At 53.0% G+C, this 20,791-nt stretch carries 14 protein-coding genes; 4 read left to right on the top strand and 10 right to left on the bottom strand.

Annotated elements, in window-relative coordinates; translation table 11 throughout:
• Positions 1-36 precede the first annotated feature (36 nt).
• Positions 37-1,098, top strand: coding sequence for a WD40/YVTN/BNR-like repeat-containing protein (locus LOC67_RS15355; protein ID WP_230263492.1), 1,062 nt, complete (start codon positions 37-39; stop codon positions 1,096-1,098).
• A gap of 6 nt (positions 1,099-1,104) precedes the next feature.
• Here LOC67_RS15355 and LOC67_RS15350 read toward each other — a convergent pair whose 3' ends face one another.
• The 3 genes from LOC67_RS15350 to LOC67_RS15340 form a co-directional block, all read right to left on the bottom strand.
• On the bottom strand, positions 1,105-4,182 hold the full coding sequence (locus tag LOC67_RS15350) for an efflux RND transporter permease subunit (RefSeq protein ID WP_230263491.1): 3,078 nt from the start codon (positions 4,180-4,182) through the stop codon (positions 1,105-1,107).
• On the bottom strand, positions 4,179-5,429 hold the full coding sequence (locus LOC67_RS15345; protein ID WP_230263490.1) for an efflux RND transporter periplasmic adaptor subunit: 1,251 nt from the start codon (positions 5,427-5,429) through the stop codon (positions 4,179-4,181). The genes LOC67_RS15350 and LOC67_RS15345 overlap by 4 nt, the downstream gene beginning before the upstream one ends.
• Positions 5,430-5,544: 115 nt before the next feature.
• Positions 5,545-6,882 (bottom strand): TolC family protein, encoded by a 1,338-nt coding sequence (locus tag LOC67_RS15340; protein ID WP_230263489.1) that lies wholly within the window; start codon positions 6,880-6,882, stop codon positions 5,545-5,547.
• 527 nt (positions 6,883-7,409) lie between these two features.
• Here LOC67_RS15340 and LOC67_RS15335 point away from each other — a divergent pair.
• Both LOC67_RS15335 and LOC67_RS15330 read left to right on the top strand, forming a co-directional pair.
• A complete protein-coding gene (locus LOC67_RS15335) occupies positions 7,410-9,803 on the top strand; it encodes a heavy metal translocating P-type ATPase (protein ID WP_230263488.1) in 2,394 nt (797 codons plus the stop codon).
• Between the two features lie 283 nt (positions 9,804-10,086).
• Positions 10,087-11,373 carry a hypothetical protein gene (locus LOC67_RS15330; RefSeq protein WP_230263487.1) on the top strand — a complete coding sequence of 429 codons (1,287 nt, stop codon included), beginning with the start codon at positions 10,087-10,089 and terminating at the stop codon, positions 11,371-11,373.
• A gap of 10 nt (positions 11,374-11,383) precedes the next feature.
• Here the strand turns inward: LOC67_RS15330 and LOC67_RS15325 are convergent, their stop codons facing one another.
• Together LOC67_RS15325 and LOC67_RS15320 are read right to left on the bottom strand one after the other, a co-directional pair.
• Positions 11,384-12,142, bottom strand: a complete 759-nt coding sequence (locus tag LOC67_RS15325) for an SDR family oxidoreductase (RefSeq protein ID WP_230263486.1) — start codon at positions 12,140-12,142, stop codon at positions 11,384-11,386.
• A 68-nt stretch (positions 12,143-12,210) separates the two neighbouring features.
• Positions 12,211-12,819, bottom strand: coding sequence for a cupin domain-containing protein (locus LOC67_RS15320; RefSeq protein WP_230263485.1), 609 nt, complete (start codon positions 12,817-12,819; stop codon positions 12,211-12,213).
• A 375-nt stretch (positions 12,820-13,194) separates the two neighbouring features.
• Between LOC67_RS15320 and LOC67_RS15315 the strand changes: the two genes are divergently transcribed.
• The gene (locus LOC67_RS15315) at positions 13,195-14,085 is read left to right on the top strand and encodes an AraC family transcriptional regulator (RefSeq protein ID WP_230263484.1); all 891 of its coding nucleotides are present in this window, start codon (positions 13,195-13,197) and stop codon (positions 14,083-14,085) included.
• A 620-nt stretch (positions 14,086-14,705) separates the two neighbouring features.
• Here LOC67_RS15315 and LOC67_RS15310 read toward each other — a convergent pair.
• The 5 genes from LOC67_RS15310 to LOC67_RS15295 form a co-directional block, all read right to left on the bottom strand.
• On the bottom strand, positions 14,706-15,548 hold the full coding sequence (locus LOC67_RS15310; RefSeq protein ID WP_230263483.1) for a formylglycine-generating enzyme family protein: 843 nt from the start codon (positions 15,546-15,548) through the stop codon (positions 14,706-14,708).
• A gap of 87 nt (positions 15,549-15,635) precedes the next feature.
• The gene (locus LOC67_RS27750; RefSeq protein ID WP_410001148.1) at positions 15,636-15,833 is read right to left on the bottom strand and encodes a formylglycine-generating enzyme family protein; all 198 of its coding nucleotides are present in this window, start codon (positions 15,831-15,833) and stop codon (positions 15,636-15,638) included.
• A 23-nt stretch (positions 15,834-15,856) separates the two neighbouring features.
• On the bottom strand, positions 15,857-16,867 hold the full coding sequence (locus LOC67_RS15305; protein WP_230263482.1) for a reverse transcriptase/maturase family protein: 1,011 nt from the start codon (positions 16,865-16,867) through the stop codon (positions 15,857-15,859).
• On the bottom strand, positions 16,864-17,430 hold the full coding sequence (locus LOC67_RS15300) for an HRDC domain-containing protein (RefSeq protein ID WP_230263481.1): 567 nt from the start codon (positions 17,428-17,430) through the stop codon (positions 16,864-16,866). Before LOC67_RS15300 ends, LOC67_RS15305 begins: the two co-directional genes overlap by 4 nt.
• Positions 17,363-20,785, bottom strand: coding sequence for a formylglycine-generating enzyme family protein (locus LOC67_RS15295; RefSeq protein ID WP_230263480.1), 3,423 nt, complete (start codon positions 20,783-20,785; stop codon positions 17,363-17,365). Before LOC67_RS15295 ends, LOC67_RS15300 begins: the two co-directional genes overlap by 68 nt.
• Positions 20,786-20,791 lie beyond the last annotated feature (6 nt).

Below are 20,791 nucleotides of genomic sequence, written 5' to 3'. Positions count from 1 at the left end.
ATCTACTACACGACTCGGTCAATTGATGAACCCCTGATGCGATTCCTAGCCAACTCAGTCCTGTTCTTGCTGCTTGCCACAATTTGCAACGCGGTATTGGCTCAATCAACGCGTCCTCCGATCAGCATCACTCCAGTGGTAACGGGTGTCGATGCTTCGTTTCGTGGCCTGGCGGTTCGCAATAGCCAAGAAGCTTGGGTAACCGGAACCGCCGGAACCGTGATACGTACGGTGGATGCCGGGCAAACTTGGCAACGGGTAGTCGTTCCAGACGCCAGTGAACTTGATTTCCGAGACGTCGAATTACTCGGCGACAAAACAGTATTGTTGATGAGCATCGGAAACGGAGACTCTTCCAAGATTTTCCGTTCCGACGACAACGGCGAAACCTGGTCGACGGTACTCGTCAACGCAGAACCGAAAGGGTTCTTTGACGGCATGTCGTTCGACAAAAACGGCCGTGATGGTTGGCTTTATGGTGATCCCATCGACGGACAACTGGATCTATACAAGACATCGGATGCAGGGCTCAGCTGGAAACGTCTGCCCACCAAGCGATCCCCGAAACTAGCCGAAGGTGAATATGGATTCGCAGCCAGCGGAACCGGAATTGCCGTTCTCGGCAACCACGTTTGGATCGCAACAGGAGGCTCGGTCGCAAGGGTTTGGCTTTCCGACGATGAAGGTGAAACTTGGCAGGCGAACGAAACAAAGATACGCAGCGGCAATGAGTCATCCGGAATATTCTCGATCGACATCATCGATCAAGATAACGCGATCGCCATCGGCGGAAACTATACCGAACCTGATCTTGATCAATCAAATGTTGCCACGTCATCCGATGGTGGCAAGACCTGGATCAACGTGGCGAACGCGAGCATGCCTCATAAAGCTTGTGTTCAGTCGCTTGGCAAAGGCCGCTTGCTGACCTGTGGCCGCACTGGAATCGCTTACTCAGACGACCTCGGAAAAACATGGACGACGATTTCGACCGATAGCTACTACACACTGCGATTCGACAAAGGATCCGGAACAGGCTTTCTGGCCGGAAAAGACGGACACGTTGCCAGATTCGAACTCGCCGATCTGAATGAGTAGTCTTCGCTATTGAGGCTCATTCAATGGTTGTCCGAAGCGAGCATAAAGTGCTGGCAAGACAAACAGGTTTAGCAAAGTTGCGGTCACCAACCCACCAAGGATGACAAAGGCCATCGGGTACTCGATTTCCTGGCCAGGTTTGTTTCCGGTGACGATCAACGGCACCAACGCCAATCCGGTCGTTAAGGCGGTCATCAAAATCGGGGCGAGTCTTTCTTCGGCGCCTTTCATCGCTAGTTCGCGTCCGAATGGGATTCTTTCTTCAAGCTGTAGATGCCGGTAGTGGTCCATCAACATGATCCCGTTCCGCGCCGCAACGCCAAGCACGGTGACAAATCCGATTAGCGAGCCCAACGAGATCACACCTCCACAAAGGAAAGCTCCAATCACGCCTCCCACTAGAGCAAATGGAAGTGTCAACGCAATCATCGTGACGATCCGGATCGACTGAAAGTCTGCATGAAGCAGTAAAACGATTCCGACAACAGACAGAATTGTCAGACCAAACAAGCGATTTCGTGAAGCTTTCGCTTCCTCGTATTCCCCCAGGAATGCAGGTCGATACTCCTGTTCAAATTTGACCTCCTGAAGAACTCGATCTTCAATTTCCCTGGCGACGCTCCCGAGATCTCTTCCTTCGACGTTGCAAATCACATCGATCTTCCTTGACGCATCGATGCGTTTGATCGCATTCGGGGCCGGCTGGATAACCACCTCGGCCACATCTTCCAGGGGCACTTGTGCACCGCTGGGGGTATCGATCATTAGGCGGCGAACCGCATCGATATCGCGACGGACCGAATCCTTTCCCCACACCATCACGCGAAAAATCTTTTGCTCTTCATAGATCTCGCCAACCTGCGTGCCCCGGACCAGTGTCGTAATCGCTGATCGTACGTCTCCCGGTGTCAGTCCAAACTGGGTCGCCGCATCAGGTCGTAGCGAGACGACAATTTGCGGAATCATCGTGAGTGGCTCGACCTTTAAATTGGTGACGCCTTCGACAGTCCCCATCACGTCCGAAACTTCCCGAGCGTGCCGTTGCAGTTCATCCAAATCCGGACCGTAGATTCGGACCACGATCGCTCCGCTGGCGCCGGTCAAAACTTCTTTGATACGCTCGGTCAGATAGGTCAATAAATCTCGGTAGAGTCCCGGATAGCCATCGACCGCCTCCTGCACGGTGGCAACCGTTTTGTCATAGTCCACGTCCGGATCGATGCTGATCCAAAGTTCGGTGAAGTGCGGCCCGTAGACTTCATCAGCGACTTCAGCACGACCGATATGTGACCCAAAGTTCAGCACCCCATCAATCGATCGCAATTCCTTGCTGGCGGCGATTGTGATCCGATTCATTGCTTCGACGCCGATGCCTGGTTTCTCAACCCAGTGCATCAAAAAGTCTGTCTCTTTGAACTTCGGCATCAGTTCTTCACCCAACCGCGGGATGGCAGCGACTGTTCCTACCAATGCCAATAGGATCGCCAGTCCGACAGCGAACGGATGACGAATCAAAGGAGGCAATACCAATCGATAGCCCCCTTTAAGCAGGCTCGTGATTGGCGAATCCCTGCGTTCGCGGTCCGCAGTGTGTGGAAGCAAGATCAGCGATAGTGCCGGCGTAACCGTTAGTGCGACAAGCAGCGACGCGGCGATCGCCAAGATGTACGAAGCCGCTAGCGGGCGAAAGAATGAACCCGCAAGCCCATCTAAAAAGAACACAGGAACCAATGTCATCACAACGATCAGCGTCGCATAGACGACCGCGCTCCGAACCTCCAGTGACGCCGCTAGCACGACTTTGAAGGCTGATTCTGGCTTTTCAGCATGAGCGTTCAGCTTCAGCCGGCGCAGAATATTCTCGACATCAATGATCGCGTCATCAACAACCTCGCCCAACGCAATCACCAATCCTGCTAGCACCATCGTATTGATGGTGCCACCACGATAATAAAGAACCAACATCGCAGCGATTAACGAAAGCGGAATCGCCAGCGAACTGATGACAGCCGCTCTCCAGTCGAAAAGAAATAACGCCAGAACGACGATCACCAATACACATCCGATCAACAACGAATGCGTCAGGTTTTCCAAAGCCCTTTCGATGAAGGTCGCAGGTCGAAAGATCGTCGTATCAACTTCGACACCAGACATGGCAGGTGACAATTCTTTCATCGCCGCTTCGACGCGACGAGTCACCTCAAGAGTATTCGCCCAAGGCTGTTTCTCGACGATCAGCAAAATCCCGGGCACATCGTTGATGATCGCGTCACCGATAGGAGGCGGCGAACCAACACGCACATTGGCAACGTCTTGAAGCATCAACGGCGCATTATTCCGAAACGCAACAATCGTTTCGGACAATGTCTCGGGCGAGTTCACTGTCAGTTCGTGCCGCAGCGCAAGTCGTTGATTCGGCGTATCGATGAAACCGCCCGATACGGGCGCGACGGACTGCCCAACCGACTGCATCACAGTCTTTAGTGTGACGTTGTTCGCTTTCAGTTCGTCGGGATCGACTAGCACCTGAAACTGTTTGTCATAGTCCCCCCAAATCGCGACATTGGCAACGCCTGGGATCGCCATCAAACGAGGGCGAATGGTCCATTTGCATAGAACCGTCAGGTCCATTTGGGAATGCGTCTCGGACCAAAGCCCGATCTTTAGCGCCCGACTCAGTGAAGACAATGGCGGCAAGATGACCGGCGGATTGACCACCTGTGGCAATCGCGACGAGCTTAGCGCCAGCCGCTCCTGCACTAGCTGCCTTGCTGTGATCAAGTCGGTGCCCCGTTCGAAATAGAGCTGAATCGACGAAAGCCCCAAAACAGACTTCGACCGTATCTCATCGATATACGGGATGCCGCCAAGCGAGTTCTCGATCGGGACGGTTACCAACGAATCGACTTCTTCGGTTGATAACCCGGGAACTTCTGTTTGAATTTCAACCCGTGGCGGAGCGAACTCGGGAAATACATCCAGCGGAACATCGTTTGCCGTGCGTACGCCAACGACGATCAATACAACGACGGCGGCAACGACCAGGATGCGAAACCGAAGGGCACCGGCGACTAGCCAATTCATTTTCCGGCCCCAAACTCTGTTCCGAACAGTTCCGCTGCACCATCAACAACAACTTCTTTACCTTCATCGGGTCCACTGCGCAGGACTGCCAGCTCGTCCGTGTTGAATTGAACGCTGACGCGTGCGCGTTCAAATTGATGTTCGCCAGAACGGATATAGACCCAACCGATCCCGTGTATGTCACGCAGCACGGCCGCTCGCGGAATCACAAGCGACTCTTCGTCGGTTTTCATTGGCAAGTCGACCGTGACTCGCTGGCCTGGCATGTAACTGCCTTCGGCGTTTTGAAGTTCAAAGTAAATATCGACCGTCGATGTCAGCGGGTCGGCTGTGGGAGGAGCTTCGATCCGATGCAGCGGTGTTTCCGTGACATCCCGTTTAGAAAGTGGTCGAAGCGTTGCCGGTTTGCCAAAGTCAAATTCATCGAGCTGGCCCGCATAGACAGGAACACGCACCCACAACTTTTTCAGATCAACGATTTCCATCAAAGGTGCACCCGTGCTGACGACCTGCCCAGCACTCGCTGTAATGGTTTGCAGTATCCCATCACTTGGCGCGCTGATCACGACAGCTTCGGCGGAACCGGCTTCCGCTTCAAGGGTCAGTTTGTCCAACAGATCCTTTCGTTGCTTTGCGGCGTTCAGTGACTCGATAGCGATGTTGTACGCGGCTTCCGCATCATCAAACGACCTTTGGCTTCCGGCTCCGTCTGATAAAAGTTTCCGCGCACGATCGAGTGCAATCCGAGCCGCCTCGACGGTCGCCTTTGCCTGCTTGAAGTCCCCATCCGCCTGAATTTGAGCGGTAACCAACGATGCGCGTGCATTGGCCATCTGCACCCGCTCGGCCGCGCCCGGGACTTCCAATTCGGGACGCAGTATCGGCAAGATTTTCAAAAGTGGCTGCCCAGAACTAACCGAGCGTCCTGCCGTCAACGACACCCCTTCGTCGATACCTAATAGCTTTCCCGCAAGTGGTGCAGTTACTGGTATCCGCATGCCATCCGGAATCAAGATATCGCCACCAAGAGTTCGCTTGCGTGGAACACTCTGCTTGCGAACGGCTACGGTCGATATCTGAAGACGCGACTCAGCCTTTTCGGTTAGCTTGACGCGATAGATGTCTTGCTCTGAAGGGTGCGGCTCGACCTTCGCAGGCTTCTCTTTGGTAGCGTGATCCGATGAACTCGGAGCACATCCGGCCATCGCGATCAGCAGAACAATTTGAGCAGTAAAAGATGATTTCATCCACGCCACTGCGATGTGAACAATTCGAGTTGTCATCGACCTTGCCGTGACCAGTCTAATCGCCGCGGCTAAAGATGATAGTAACAGGAATTGGTTTCAATCGAGGCTACGCGGATCAAAATCCAGAGGCTTCACGATGAATTAAGTCAGCAAACTGGGCGATCTCACCATCTCCCTCATCAGGCCTGACATTCAGTCGCGGTAGTCGCTGCCCGACAGCTCGCTCCAATTCGGCTTCGGCTCGGCTCGATGACGCCATCGCCAAAGCTCGTCTTTGCTGTGCATCGACAAATTGAGTTGTTGTCTGCAAAACCAAGAAATATGGCACACCACCATTTTCATAGTTGCGCCGTGATAGCTCCTGAGCTTCACGAAGCGCGGGAAGGACCTCTTGATCAAACAGCTTGACCTGTTCATTCGCCTGATCTAGCTGCGTCATCGCCGTACGGACCTCAAGTTCAATTTGATCTCGTAACGCCGCGTATTGCCTATCAACTTGTTCAACCGCCGCCTCTGCAATGGCAACCTGCCCGCGGTTTCGGTTGAAAATTGGCAAGGTCATACGAAACGCTGGACCTGATTCAAAACCATTTTTGCCCGATCCGTTGGCATCGTATCCGCCTTCGAGTCGCATGAATTGCTTCTTTGCAAGCTCCAAACGCCGACACGCCGCGGCCTTTCGGATCTCGACGGCTCGCAGGTCAGGTCTCATCGACAATGCCAGTTGGACCATCGCTTCCTTGTCCGTTGACTGAATCAATTCGTCTGATTCACCAACCGCAAGTATTTGATCATTTGGCAAGTCCACTCCAAGCAGCGTTCTTAGCTGCTCTTGAGCTAAAACAACATCATGAACCGCACTCGCAGCCATCGCCTTTGCAGTCAACGAATCAATCCGAGTGGTGTTGGCTTCAAGTTCACTGATGTCGCCGGCATCTAGCCGTTGATTGGCGAGACCCTGAATTGAATCGCGCAGCGATAGACTTTCTTCAGATAACGCCATCTGTCGCTGAGCCAAGACCAGGTTCGCGTGAGCGAGCCTCACATCCCGCGCCGTGTTCAGACCGTTCTGAATCATCTGCTTGGCCAACTGGCACAAATCCAACTCGGCTGCCCGGCGTCGGATCGGACGCAACCAGATTTCGTCGATCGCTTGATAGGCGGTAAATTCTAATTGTTTAGGACCGACGGGTAGCAGAAGCACCAATTGCGGATCCGAAAACAGACCGGCCTCATAAAGCTGCGCTCGCGAGATCCCAAGCCGTGCGAGCAACTCGCCGAGCGCTGCGTTGTTCCAAAGTGCGATCGCAACCGCTTCGTCTTCCGTCAGCCCGTCAGAAAGGTCTAGTCCCGGCGGGATCGCGCCGTTCGATAAACCGCAGTTGGACCCCAATGATGTTCCGACTCGCGTTTGCAACTCAGCAGAGACTATCGGTCGCTGACTACAAGGCATTGGCGCTTTGCATCCCACGCTAAAGCAAAACGCGATCAGCGTGCTTGTCCGAATCAGTGCACGCATCCGAATCGGTAAGGTTGTCCGAGCATTCATTTGGCGTCCTTGCCACATTGATTGCGAGTCTTCGAAAGCTTCGATCCGCTGAAAACGAATCGAGCCGACTTTCCCTAGCAAACCAATCGGCAATCAGCATTGCCCTAATCCCTAGAACATTACTTCAGCAGCTTAACCCGGCAAATCGAACTGGTGCGACCTTCGCCAACCTTGCAACCAGCATGACCGTCACCGAAACCACCCTGACTAGCAATGGGTTGATGATCAATTGCGTCGCATCTACGTCCATACCATCAAGCTAAGCCGCTGCGTCAGCCTTACAAACGGCTCGGCCTCCATTGCGAACAGACGATGGCAATCGCAATGGCATGGAAACTGCGATGGACATCAACCACCAGTCTCGATCGGCTGCAGGTGTCGGCCTGCAATGTATTGCTCGGGACACTTCCTACCTCGTCAACGATTGACCGATGACCACCGTCGAAGAAACCACTGTTGATCCCGTCTGTGGCATGACAGTCTCGCCTGGCGACAGCATCCAGCGTTCCTACGAAGGAGAGGAATATTACTTTTGCAGTGAAAGCTGCGCTGACAAGTTCGAGCGAGATCCGACCGCTGCGATTAGCAATCGACCGGTTCGTAAACCTGCACAAGCGGATGATTCAGAAAACCGCCAGTGTTGTTCAAATCATGAACACACCGCAGGGAAATCTTCCAATCACCGATCTGGCTCGAAACCTGGTGCAGTTTACACCTGCCCCATGCATGCCGAAGTTGAACAGATAGGGCCGGGCTCATGCCCCATCTGTGGAATGGACCTGGAGCCAAAGTTCGCTTCGAACGACGACGAATCCGAGCACGGAGCGTACTCGGATATGAAGGTGCGTTTCTGGGTAGCCCTCGCCTTAGCAGTTCCTCTGTTGGCACTCGCGATGGGACCAATGATCGGACTGAAGGTAAATGCTTATCTGAATTCTCAGTTGCAAGGCTGGTTACAACTTGCATTGGCAACTCCAGTGGTGTTCTGGTGCGGCTGGCCATTATTAGTTCGCGGCGCGCAATCGTTTGCCAGCTTCAATCTAAACATGTTCTCGTTGATTGCAGTCGGCAGCTTAGCCGCATATTTCTTCAGCCTGATTGTCATCGCCGCTCCTGAACTGATCCCTCAAGCTTTTTATGAGGACGGAGCGCCGCCGCTGTACTTTGAAGCGTCCGCGGTCATCATCACTTTGGTATTACTCGGACAGGTCTTGGAACTGCGTGCAAGGAAACAGACAGGCGGTGCAATCCGCGAATTGATGCAGCTTACCCCGGAAACGGCTCATCGAATCTCTTCTAGCGGTACCGAAGAAGATGTGCAGCTAGCTTATGTTAAACGCGGTGACCATCTAAGAATTCGCCCCGGTGAAAAGGTGCCGGTCGATTCCGTAGTCATCAGCGGGCAGACGACGATTGATGAATCGATGCTAACAGGGGAACCTCTCCCGATTTCGAAAAGCGAAGGTGATGAAGTCACTGGCGGCACGATCAATCAAAATGGCTCACTAGTTGTCGAAGCGACAAGCGTTGGCGATGGCACAGTGCTTAGCCGAATTGTACAGATGGTCGCCGATGCGCAGCGAAGTCGAGCTCCAATTCAGAAACTTGCCGACACCGTTGCCACGTATTTCGTTCCGACGGTAATCGCTTGTTCAATATTGGCTTTCATAGGTTGGTCGATTTGGGGTCCTGAACCAAGGCTTGCCCATGCGTTCGTCGCCGCAGTTGCCGTACTGATCATTGCCTGCCCCTGTGCACTGGGATTGGCGACTCCGATGTCTGTCATGGTTGGCATTGGACGCGGTGCGAAGGACGGTGTTCTTATCAAGAACGCGGAAGTGCTCGAAGTGATGGAGAAGATTGATACCGTTGTCGTCGACAAGACCGGAACGCTCACAGAAGGCCGCCCTGAAGTCACATGGATCGAAACGACAGAAAATTTCGCACGCAACGAACTGCTGACCACCGCTGCATCAGTCGAAAACCAAAGTGAACATCCTTTGGCTCGAGCGATTATTCGCAAAGCTCAATCCGAAAACATTGAATTCCAGTCCGTTGAGCAATTCGATGCAATGACCGGAATTGGGGTCTCAGCAATCGTCACTGGCGAAGAAGTGCTGATCGGAAGCACCGAACTTTTGTCCGAACACTCGATCAAAATTGACGAACACCTCAGTGCGGCTGCAAATGAAAAGCAAGCCGATGGAGCAACTGTGATCTTCATTGCGATCAACCATCAAATCGCTGGTGCGATGGGAATTTCTGACCCAATCAAGAAGAGTACTCCGTCGGCACTTCACACGCTTCATGAGTTGGGCCTGAAGGTCATCATGCTGACCGGTGATGCAAAAGCAACGGCCGCAGCTGTTGCCAAAGAACTTGGACTCGATGAGTTCCATGCTGGCGTATCGCCACAAGACAAACACGACTTCGTCAAGTCCCTAAAAGAACAACACAAATCGGTCGCCATGGCTGGTGATGGCATCAACGACGCCCCGGCACTTGCCGCGGCCGACGTCGGAATCGCGATGGGAACGGGTACCGGAGTCGCGATCGAATCAGCGGGTATTACACTCGTCGGAGGCGACCTTCGTGGCATTGCTGCAGCCGCGATACTCAGCCGAAAAACGATGAGCAACATTCGGCAGAACCTCTTCTTTGCGTTTATCTACAACGCACTTGGGATCCCGATCGCCGCCGGACTGCTCTATCCAATCTTTGGCGTTCTACTAAGCCCCATGATTGCGGCCGCGGCAATGAGCTTCAGCAGCGTTTCGGTCATCGCGAATGCACTAAGACTGAAAGCAACAAGCCTAGAGATGTGATGACTCACGGCTTTGCTCCCTTCCGCAGTCCCCTTTAGGGCCGCACCATGGTCTGCAGAGCACACGTTTTCAATGGAGTGAAAGCCGATCATGCAAAATCAGTGGCGTCAACGCATCTGACGAACACGAGCCTGCCATCCTCCAGCGAAGCAATGAAAGCATAGCGATTTTTTCGACACTCAAGTTCTACGCAACATTTTCGACCGACCATCACTTTTAGGCCTGATGATGGTACCCTTAGTTGTTAAGCCAATGAGCATACCGCCCTTCGAAGGAAAAGTTCATGAATGGTCGTTATATGGTTGCCACGTTACAACTTCCGGTCATCGCAATCTTCCTTGGGATCTCACTCACGCCAGATTGTCTCGCAACAGAACGCTTCTTTCGCAACATCACGGCAACGTCCGCCAACCGACGATATGTCGTCGAAGCAATTTCTCCGGATAACGCGGACGGACCATGGCGGAGATCATTTCAGTCGAGTTTCAAATATCAATTGACTGACCGCAGCGAGAATCTAAAGCGTTGGACACGAAAGCAGCCAGTCAAAATCAGGAACGGTCGCGTCCAGCGTCTCTCCGCAACTGAAGGGCCCCCCGTCGCAATCCATGTCAGCAATGATGGCTGGACCGTCGTTCGGACAGCCGATGTCAGTGGCCCCATCGAAATCTTTGCGATTGATCGAGACGGTAAAGAAACAGCTCGAATCGAACTTTTCGAGACGCTATTCAAAGAAGGCGAAGACCAATTCAACTATACCTCCATCTCAACGGCCGGCATTCGATGGGGATCCGCATTCTGCCATTTCTATTTCACGACGCTCGATGACGCCCCCTGCTTCTGCTTGAGAACCTGGTGGGGCGTACGACTCGTCATCAATCTGGAAAACGGTCAATCGGTCGAGATCGGAACGGATGCTGATCAACATCTCACCGCGATTGAATCCCAGTGGGTCCTCCAGAACCTCGCTCGTGCATCAAACTGGCAGTGGGAACAAGAAGACGACAGCTACAAATTGATCCAAAAGCCATTGCAACCAAGTTTGATCGAGGGCATGCGAGCGATTCAAATGGCAGGCACAATGAAATTGACTCGTGCGGTTCCATACCTAGAAAAGTTGCAGTCGTGTCCATACATCGGATCCACAACAGGTTCCAGCGGCTCTTATCAACCTGAAGTCGGGAAGATTAATCCATATGCGTATCAAAGCCTTCCCGTGCGTCAGCGAGCTCAGCTATCACTACGACGAATCGGTGTACTTCCCTCACACCACCAATCCACCAAAGTCTTCCTCGAAAGACAAGAGTATTGGTGCCCCACCGATCCACTGCCACACCCTCGTGAATCTAAAATCGATGAAATCACTCAGGGATTAACTCCCGACACGATCGTCTCCATGATCGGCACTCCCGACTATATCCACTTCCGAGTCTGGGAATACGATATCGATGGCGATCTCCCATTCACCCTATTGATCGAATGGGATGAAGACGGTGCGAAAAAAATCGACCGCCTAATCCCCGCTAAATGGTCCGAGGGCCATTCAAGAGACCGATCATTGGCACTTTAAACCAATGCCACTAGAGCTCTTGTCGTGTCGGACGATAGAGGATCTCATTGATATCGATCTCTTCAGGTTGCTCGATAGCGAACGCAACTGCACGCGCGAATGACTCCGGTGGGACGGCTACTTGGGCGTAATAGTCGTTGATCCCCTCGTGAGATTCTTCGTGGGTGATATGTGTTGGCAATTTGGTAGCGACTGCGCCGGGTGAGATCACCGTTGTCCGAATGTTATATGGCTTCACCTCCGTACGAAGGCCTTCCGAGATCGCTCGCACCGCATGCTTGGTTGCACAATAGACCGCTCCCGACGGAGTCACCTTGTGGCCTGCGACAGATGAGACATTGATGATCTGCCCCGACTCCTGACGCTTCATATGCGGCAAGGCTCCAGCAATCCCATAAAGGACGCCTTTGATATTGACGTCAATCATATTGTCCCATTCGTCAATCTTGAACGCTTCGAGCGGCGACTGCTGCATCAGCCCCGCGTTGTTAAGCATCACATCGACTCGTCCGAATCGTTCCACCGCGGTGTCGACAAGACGCTTCACTTGTGCGACGTCCGTGACATCCGTCTTGATCGCCAACGCTTTTGCGTCTTGTTTGGTCAACTCTTGGGCCAGCTTCGCAATTCGGTCTTCACGTCGCGCACCAAGTACAACGATTGCCCCCGCTGCTGATAAGTGCTTCGCGGTGGTGGCTCCCAAACCGCTGCTGGCACCTGTGATGACGACGACTTTATCTTTGATGTTGCTGTTCGTAGATGTGTTCATTTTTTGCTCTCAGTTTTCTAATGTGACATGCCTTCAAACACCACGGCATCGTGGTTGCCATGCGATGACTAGCCTTCGTATTGATCATCCGTGACATGCTCTAGCCATTCGACGACTTTTCCGTCTTGGGCTTCTTGAATTGCGATGTGCGTCATCGCATTGTTGGGTGACGCACCGTGCCAATGTTTTTCTCCGGGTGGGAACCACACGACATCGCCGGGGCCGATCTCTTGAATCGCTTCGCCCCAAACCTGAACGCGCCCAACTCCCGAAGTAACAATCAATGTTTGCCCGAGAGGGTGGGTATGCCATGCTGTTCTTGCGCCAGGCTCAAACGTGACACAAGCGCCACCCGCTCGTCTGGCACCTTGCGGATCAAACAGTGGGTCAATCCTCGTTTTACCGGTGAACCAATCAGATGGTCCTGCCACGGAAGCCTGCTGCCCGTTTCGTTTAATCTCCATTGATCTTTCCTTTGGTTTTTCTCTTGTTTCAAACGCGCTGATCGGGCGAACCGTCAGTGCCGCCGCAATGGCAACACCAATACCGCGGGCGAATTGCCTGCGACCAAGCAAGAATCTGGACCGGACCGCATCTCGATTCGTTTTGCGTATTCCCAATCGCGTGATTTGCTTCTGAATCGTCTTCTGCATTTCGACGTTCTCACCGGCATTCATCTTCAGATCCCACTTTGCGTTTCATTTCCAACACTGTAGGCATCTACGCCTCGCAGGCAGTAGAACGATCCTCCTGAGACATTGCCTAATTCTCCGCCCTCGTCGATTAAAAGCGTTTTCAATCACCATCGGGCAATTGAACCCGCACTACGAAACACAATAAGATCTCGGCTATTCGACACGCCAACGCGGAATTAAATGCCGCCCAGACTTTAGCAACTTCACTTGCAGGACAATTGCCTGAATACACCGCAAGGTTGCCTGATCCTATTCAAACTCATCATCATTGCAGTGGCCTGACTAGCAATCTGGGGATAGACTTTGATTGTCTCCGGCCGACGTATCCCAAAGACCAAGTCCCAAACGAGGATGCCGATGAACGAAATCACGTCTCAACAGCTGGTTGAATGCATCACGCGGCATTCAACGCCTGACAACACGATTCAAACGGCGATTGCCGAACTTCAACTTTCACAGTACGCCGCCCCGACCGAACTGACTTCACTCGTCTACGAACCCTGTTTGTGCCTGATTGCTCAAGGTTCCAAAGAAGTCGTTTTATCGGGCGAGTCCTACCGCTTGGATCCCGCCCAATTCTTACTCGTGTCGGTCGATCTACCCGTTGATGCTCGTGTTGTTGAAGCGACCCAAGATGAACCCTACCTTGGTCTCCGCATTTCGCTTGACCCTAAATTGATCGGCGAAATGCTTGCCGACGGGACAAGTATTCCCACTGGGTCATCTTCAGAACGTGGACTTGCAGTTACCGATGCAGAAAGTCGGCTTCTCGATGCGGTGACCAGATTGACAAACTTGCTTGACGAACCAAACGACATTCGTCCGCTTGCTCCACTGATCCTGCGCGAAATCACTCACCGCGTTTTGACTGGCCCACAGGGATTTCGACTTCGCCAAATCGCGATGGCTGGCGCGCCTGCAAATCGAATTGCGATGGCGATTCGGTGGTTGAAAGATAACTTCACAAACCCACTGACGATCGAGTCTCTAGCAGAGCAAGTCGGTTTGAGCGTCTCGTCGTTTCATTTGCACTTCAAAAACGTCACAGCCATGACGCCGTTGCAGTATCAAAAACGACTTCGGCTTCAGGAAGCTCGTAGCCTGATGTTGACCGAGAAGCTGGATGCTGCCGGCGCGGCATATCGCGTCGGCTATGAGAGCCCATCCCAATTCAGCCGCGAATACCGCCGCATGTTCGGAGCCCCACCCCGCCAAGACGTCGCCAATGTTCTTTCAGAAACCCGATAGCACGCCGAATATTTCCAACGTGCTCACGTTCACGCAAAGCAAATCCATTGGCGACTAGGATTCATACCTTGCTAGCGGTTCATCGGTGATCGAAGCTATCGGCACTTGTAAGCTTCGACTCACCTCGGTCCCAATGATGCATGTACACGCTCTGCGGACGTCCATCGCTACCAGCAACGCCCGCGACAATCAGTGTTGTCAAACTTCCTTCAGCAAATCTGGAATGAGAGCAATCTGGGACTCAGATGAGGGAATCATGGGCGAGACTCGCCAACAGAATTCAGTGTCAAGCTGACGGTACACATCCAATTTCTATATTGATTTGCAGCGGGAAATCAACACCGAGTCTACGAGAGCGCAGACGCCCCGAAAATTTCAATGCATCGTTTCGCAAGGGGATGTTCGCACAATATGAGGCCCTCGATTGCGTTGCCATCCACCTCACCAAGGTATTCTTCTGTAAATCGAGAAGACGAGGAAAAGATCGGTCACAACGTAGCGGTGGTTTTCCAACGATTCAAAGAAGCAATAAGACATTGCTCAAAGCAGATCTGCAAGAGTGCTCGACAGCATTCTTGTGCCATCGGCTCATCACAACAGGTTCATACAACTTGAGATTGTCAGTTCTCCGAACTGACAATCGGACTTGGCCCGATTGTCGCCTCCGGCGACAGGCCGGACCGACCTGCGACAAGGCGGAAGCCCAGAAAGTTGACCCGGCCCCCAGGGTCGGACGCGCTCCGGTAAGCCGATCGGCAGACCCGGGCCGAGATGATCCAGCCACCACCACGGACGACGCGATCGACGCCTCGTTCACGCGGACCTATTGGGTTAACGACATCTGAAGTGTCGTAGGGTCGAGGGCCATCCAGACACCACTCTAGAACATTTCCATGCATGTCCCAAAGTCCCCAAGTGTTTGGCTTTTGCGTTCCAACGTCCTGCGTTGTTTTCTCTGAATTCGCGTAGTACCAGGCGAATTCAGACAAACGTTCGGCCTCATTGCCAAAGCTGAAAGCGCTTTCTGTCCCGGCCCGGCAAGCGTATTCCCATTCCGCTTCAGTCGGAAGACTTGCTCCAAGCCCGCGATGCTTTTCATTCAACCGTGACAGCCATTGGACGCAATCGTCCCACGTTACACCTTCAACCGGTCGTCGCGGCCCTTGGAACTCACTGGGATTTTCAGCAGACGCTGTCAACCATTGTTCTTGAGTCACTGGGGTACTGCCGATCCAAAACCCCTCAGAAATTCTTACTCGATGGCGGGGCCTTTCATTGTCGTACGCGTCTTCACTGTCGCTAGCGCCCATCATGAATTCGCCGGGTGGTATCCACCGCAACGGAAATCGTACGCCGTCAATTTCGAATGCAGCGTAAATCCCGAACTCTCTTTCATCACCAAAGTCGACTGCCCATGAAGGCGGCAACGGACTGGGTAACGTATTGCTAATCTGTTGATTCATCGGTCGATTGAAAGTTGCGGAACCGGGCGATTTCGAACTAGCTATCCCGCGAACCTACTAACGCCCGAATCCGCTGAACGCTGTCCATTAGATGGACAACAGCGAAAGTCGGGTCAGCCGCCGAATCCACGACGGGTGAGCTGCGACAAGGCGGAAGCCCAGATTGTTGTTCCGGTTCCCAGGGTCGTTCGCGTTCCGGTAAGCCGATCGGCAGTTCTGGGCCGAGTTGATCCAGCTACCACCACGGACGACGCGATTGACGCCTTGTAGACCTCCGCCGTCGATAACATACCAAATAACATCTCGGTTTAATTCTCAATGCTTGAATCGACTTCGGCGAGTGTCGCTCGCCGCCAATCCAAACAGGATGAATGATCCGTAAAAGCGAGCAATGCATCTGTCCGTCGCTGTAGGTCGGCCATCTCCAAAACGCCCATTGAGTACTCCTGCTCGTTTTCGATGTGTCGACGCCGAAAACGCTGCCGAGAACGCTTGCTCAAGTAAATCCGGTCGGGCTTTATTCGATAACCAAGGAAAGGTACCCCTTCGGCCGATCGTCCGAGACGTGAACTCTCTTTTAGCCGCAATCCAGTCTGCTGAAACAGCCAACCGCAAATCTGTTCTTGCCAATCTCTCAGCCGGTATTCTTCATCACCAAAAAACAAAAAATCGTCCATGAATCGGACGTAGGGCTTGCACCTCAGAACTTCTTTAACGAACCGATCAAGTGGATCCAAAGTGAAGTTGGCAAGGTATTGGCTAACAAGTGCCCCGATTGGCAATCCATGCTTTGGAACAGTTTCATAAGCATCGACGATACGTCCCATCAAATTCAAAAACTGCTTGTCCTTAAATTGTTTTGCAAGATTGCTCTTAAGAATCTCGTGGTCGATCGAGTCGAAGAACTTGGCGATGTCGAGCTTCATCCAAAACGTATTTCCCCGAAGGTATCTCTGAGCAAAGCGAATCGCCAGCAGATTACCTTTGCCTTTCCGACAGGCAAAACTCGCTTGATTTGCACCACGTTCGAGGACAGGTCCGACGACATTGACAATCGCATGGTGCAACACTCGCTCCTGGAAGCATGGCGAATGAATGACCCTGACCTTGGGATCACCAATGATAAAACGGGTGTAGTTCCCGACAGTGACTGTATCGTTCTTGATTTCATCAGCCATCTGATGCAATTTCGACGAGAGTCCACGGGAGAACTGTTTCACCGCCCCGCGATGCCGCTTCCCCTTCGCAGCACGACGAAAAGCCAGCAACAAATTTTCGTACGTTGCGATCTCGGGGATCACATATCCGACGCGTTTCATCTCGTTCTCCCGTCACCGTCCGATTTCGCAACTTCAACACCGCAAACTTCGATCAGATTGTCACCGTACTTTTTCAGTCGCGTCGGGCCAAAACTTTCAATTTTCGACAATTCCGATAACGTCTTTGGTTTTTGTTTCGCGATGCAAGCAAGTTGCTCATTACTTGCAATGGCGTACCGCTGAATCCCAAGTTCCTCCGCACGCAAATTGCGCCATGAACGCAGCGCTGAATAAACTTTGAACGTTTCCTCGTCCAATACTTCCTTGTAATCGACGCTTTCTGATCCACGTTTGGGAGCATCCTGCGCTGCCGCGAAATACTCAACACACACCGACCAACCGGGTGAATTCCCAGGAAAAAAGACTCGCTCGACATTCCCGATTTTAAATTGCTTCAAAAATGCGTTCAGCTCAGATTCCGCTTGTGCGCTCTCAATCATTGGGATGAAGAAAAATTTGATCTGCATGTGAATCCCCAATGCTCCTCCGGAGCAATTATCCGGCTCCGCCGGATGTCTGGTTGTTTTGGCCCTCCGGGCCAGACAAAAACTGACCTGCGACAAGGCGGAAGCCCAGATCGCTGACCCGGACCCCAGGGGCGATCGCGTCCCGGTAAGCCGATCGGCAGTCCCGGGCCGAGATGATCCAGCTACCACCACGGACGACGCGATTGACGCCCCCGTCAAGCGGACCAACCGGGTCTACGACACCCTGATTTTCGAACTCACGTAAACCGTCTAGACACCACTCGTAGACGTTGCCGTGCATGTCCCAAATGCCCCAAGGATTCGCAGCCTTCATCGCGACATCGTGGGACTCGTCTCCGCTATTTTCTTCGAACCAAGCAACGCCGGAGAGAGCTTGTTGACTCTGGCCAGATGCGAACCTTGTCGTTGTTCCAGCACGACAGGCGTATTCCCATTCGGCTTCCGTCGGAAGTCTTGCAGGAAGTCCTGGGACGCTTTTTTTCAGCCTCTCAATCCAATTCTGTGCATCTTCCCAACTCACTTGTTCGACAGGCCGCCTTTCGCCGTTGAAATGACTTGGGTTTGCTTCCGCAATTACGGTCCACTGCCGTTGAGTCGTGGGCGTTGTTGCGATCCAAAAGTCTTGGCTGATCGTTACGCGATGCACGGGACCTTCATCTGAATCCCGCCCGTCTTCACTTTCCGGCGATCCCATTTGAAACGATCCATGTGGGATTTTTCGGAATTGAAATTCAACCCCGTTGATCTCGAACTCGGCGAGAAATCCATATTCATCCTCCCAAACTCTGGTCGCCCAGTCAGGTTTTGTCGTTTGCTTTCGTGCCAGAAATCTCAGCGGTCGCTCCGCGACCGCATCGCCGGACCAAAGCCCGACCACCGCTCCGCGGTGACTAGACTCCGTACTCGTAACCGGCTGACCTGCGACAAGGCGGAAGCCCAGAACGCTGTTCCGGGACCCAGGGTCGATCGCGAACCGGAAAGCCGATCGGCAGAACCGGGCCGAGTAGAACCAGCCACCACCACGGACGACGCGATAGACGCCCTCGCGTAGAGGGCCTAGTGGGTCTGCTATCAAGTGATCTTGATAGTCTCGCTTACCGTCGAAGCACCACTCCAACACATTGCCATACAGATCATAGAGGCCAAATGCATTTGGAAGTTTCGACCCGACTTCATGCGTGCGTTCTTCACTGTTTCGATCGAACCATGCATGCTTCTCAAGACCGTCTTCACCATCACCAAAGTAAAACGCCGTGGTGCTGTCCCCACGGCATGCGAACTCCCACTGTGCTTCTGTGGGAAGCGAAAATGTCAGACCAGAAACGCTCTGGGAGATCAATTCGCAAAACCGCATCGCGTCGTCCCAAGCGATCGATTCGACCGGCAAGTTATCGCCTCTAAAATGACTCGGATTGGAAGGTAGATTTCGATCCGAGTCGCCGTGCTTGGCAACAACCGTTTGCCACAAGTTTTGCGTGGTCAGCGTTGCTGACATCCAGAACCCCTGTGAAATCAGCACTTCTTGCTGAGGTCCAAACTCACCATCCCCCATGATGAATTGCCCAGGTGGAATCCAACGAAGACGCAACTCAATCGATTCAATTTCAACCGTTGCGTAGATTCCGTAACGGTCGTGCCCAAACCTCGTTGCCCAAGCGGGACGCTGAACTTTGCAAAAATGGACACCTTCGGTATCGGTAACAACCGTCAACGTTTGTGGGACCGGCGACAAATCGCAAATCGACGCGGCGTGATCGTCCTTTAACAAAATCGTACGATTGACATTGTCAATTGCAACGCCGATTTGCTTCCGCCGCGCTCGGACGATTGTTGCGGGGAAATTGCCCGCGGCAGAACTGCCAGCCTGAGACTGCTGAATTTCCATTCGACCGTCAGCAAGACTCACCCGAAGTTGGATTGTCTGCTCTGGTAGATCGATCAACCGCTGTAGTTCTCGGTTGGCCTCATCCGCGTCAATCCCATCTGGCCACACCACTTCCTCGTCCGTCAGTTGCGCCGCAAAATACGCACGTGCGGTCCCTTTAGCATAAATCGCCTTGCGACGCTGATCCGTCGGCACACGATCAATACGTGAGATCCAATGCTTCACCAGCCCAGTAGGGTCTTTCCCGCCTGGATTCGCCGCCAATTCACGCAACCGCTCCGCTACGAGATGGTCTGTCTCCGTATCAACCCAAGGATTTGCTCTCGCCCATGAGCTGACAAATTCCGCCCGCGACCACGCATCCATCGAAACCGGATCAGAACAGGTGCGATGATAATTCGCAATCAGTTTCATCAACTGACATTCGAAGTCTTCGTCGACACGTCCACTTCGAATATGAGCGCGTAGCTTTACTAATCGCTCCAATGTTTCTTCGTTATCAATACTGAACCACAACAACGAAGCGTTGCACGCCGGATGAAAGAATGCGTCGAACTCTGCACCAACGTCGGCGGACTTTCCGCACAAAAACCGCACCGCTCGCAATAGTCCTGGTTCGACGAGGGCGGCTGGCGAAACCAGATCCAATAGCCAATCGCTACCGGAGTCATGCTGCGGCGCAGGTTGTGACCGCAGCCCATCGCGTCGAGGCATCTTGGCGAAGTGATCCCAAACGGCACATCGCCATTGTTTGGCGATTGCAGTTGACCAGCGCTGCTGGGGACAAGGCACCAAGGCACTGCCGAAGTGTCCATCGCGAATCAATTGGTCACCAAATCGAGTCCACGCATGAATCGCAAACGGATCCGCCCGCAACTGCCCCATCGCAGAAACGACCAGCAATCGGCATTTGCTGGGGAGGGACCGCAACAACTGGCGACCGGGTATGTCCCGAATCCATCGAATATCAACTCGTAAACCAAACTCGAACTTTATATGACGTTCCAGATGATGAAGGTCGTCACGAAACGGCATCATTTCTTCGCTGTAGTCAAGCAGAACAACAGCGGGTGCGTTCAAACTCGGCTGAGAAAGCCGCGGAACGTCGACGATCGGTTCCCCGTTTGCGACCATTCGAATTAGTCGCGTGATGTCCAATCGATGCCCATGGCACTCGTCGGTCAACGATGATCGAACAAACGCGCCTAAACGAGACCAGGGGACCAAGGGCGTTTTATTCGGTGATTGCACCTTTGGCAGCGCGAGCGCACGCGCGGATATCGCTTTCCCAGACGCTTCGCGAGGCAGGTCCGGCTCAAAAGCCGCAGCGAAGACAGGCAGCAAAAACTCTAAGGGTGGGACTTCCGTCGGCTTGGGCGGTGGAGCGGAGGCTGAAACTTTGCTAGTTCCTCCGCATCCCATCAAGATCTCAGAATCTTTTACCTGAATCGGTTTAAGCGCGATATCGAAGCCACAGTATTCCGCTACAGAATCAAGAGACGCTGTCAGCCTGCCTGATTCTTCGGCGTCTAATAGCCGCAACAATTCGGC

The sequence above is a fragment of the Stieleria sp. JC731 genome, from assembly GCF_020966635.1.
Lineage (GTDB): Bacteria > Planctomycetota > Planctomycetia > Pirellulales > Pirellulaceae > Stieleria.
Note: the sequence above shows the minus strand (reverse complement) of the source record. Positions and strands in the feature narration are given on the sequence as shown.

Bases quoted from the DNA above. Each gene is read 5' to 3' on its own strand.
- LOC67_RS15355 (WP_230263492.1), top strand. From the start codon at position 37: ATGCGATTCCTAGCCAACTCAGTCCTGTTCTTGCTGCTTGCCACAATT.
- LOC67_RS15350 (WP_230263491.1), bottom strand. From the start codon at position 4,182: ATGAATTGGCTAGTCGCCGGTGCCCTTCGGTTTCGCATCCTGGTCGTT.
- LOC67_RS15345 (WP_230263490.1), bottom strand. From the start codon at position 5,429: ATGAAATCATCTTTTACTGCTCAAATTGTTCTGCTGATCGCGATGGCC.
- LOC67_RS15340 (WP_230263489.1), bottom strand. From the start codon at position 6,882: ATGCCTTGTAGTCAGCGACCGATAGTCTCTGCTGAGTTGCAAACGCGA.
- LOC67_RS15335 (WP_230263488.1), top strand. From the start codon at position 7,410: ATGACCACCGTCGAAGAAACCACTGTTGATCCCGTCTGTGGCATGACA.
- LOC67_RS15330 (WP_230263487.1), top strand. From the start codon at position 10,087: ATGAATGGTCGTTATATGGTTGCCACGTTACAACTTCCGGTCATCGCA.
- LOC67_RS15325 (WP_230263486.1), bottom strand. From the start codon at position 12,142: ATGAACACATCTACGAACAGCAACATCAAAGATAAAGTCGTCGTCATC.
- LOC67_RS15320 (WP_230263485.1), bottom strand. From the start codon at position 12,819: ATGAATGCCGGTGAGAACGTCGAAATGCAGAAGACGATTCAGAAGCAA.
- LOC67_RS15315 (WP_230263484.1), top strand. From the start codon at position 13,195: ATGAACGAAATCACGTCTCAACAGCTGGTTGAATGCATCACGCGGCAT.
- LOC67_RS15310 (WP_230263483.1), bottom strand. From the start codon at position 15,548: ATGAATCAACAGATTAGCAATACGTTACCCAGTCCGTTGCCGCCTTCA.
- LOC67_RS15305 (WP_230263482.1), bottom strand. From the start codon at position 16,867: ATGAAACGCGTCGGATATGTGATCCCCGAGATCGCAACGTACGAAAAT.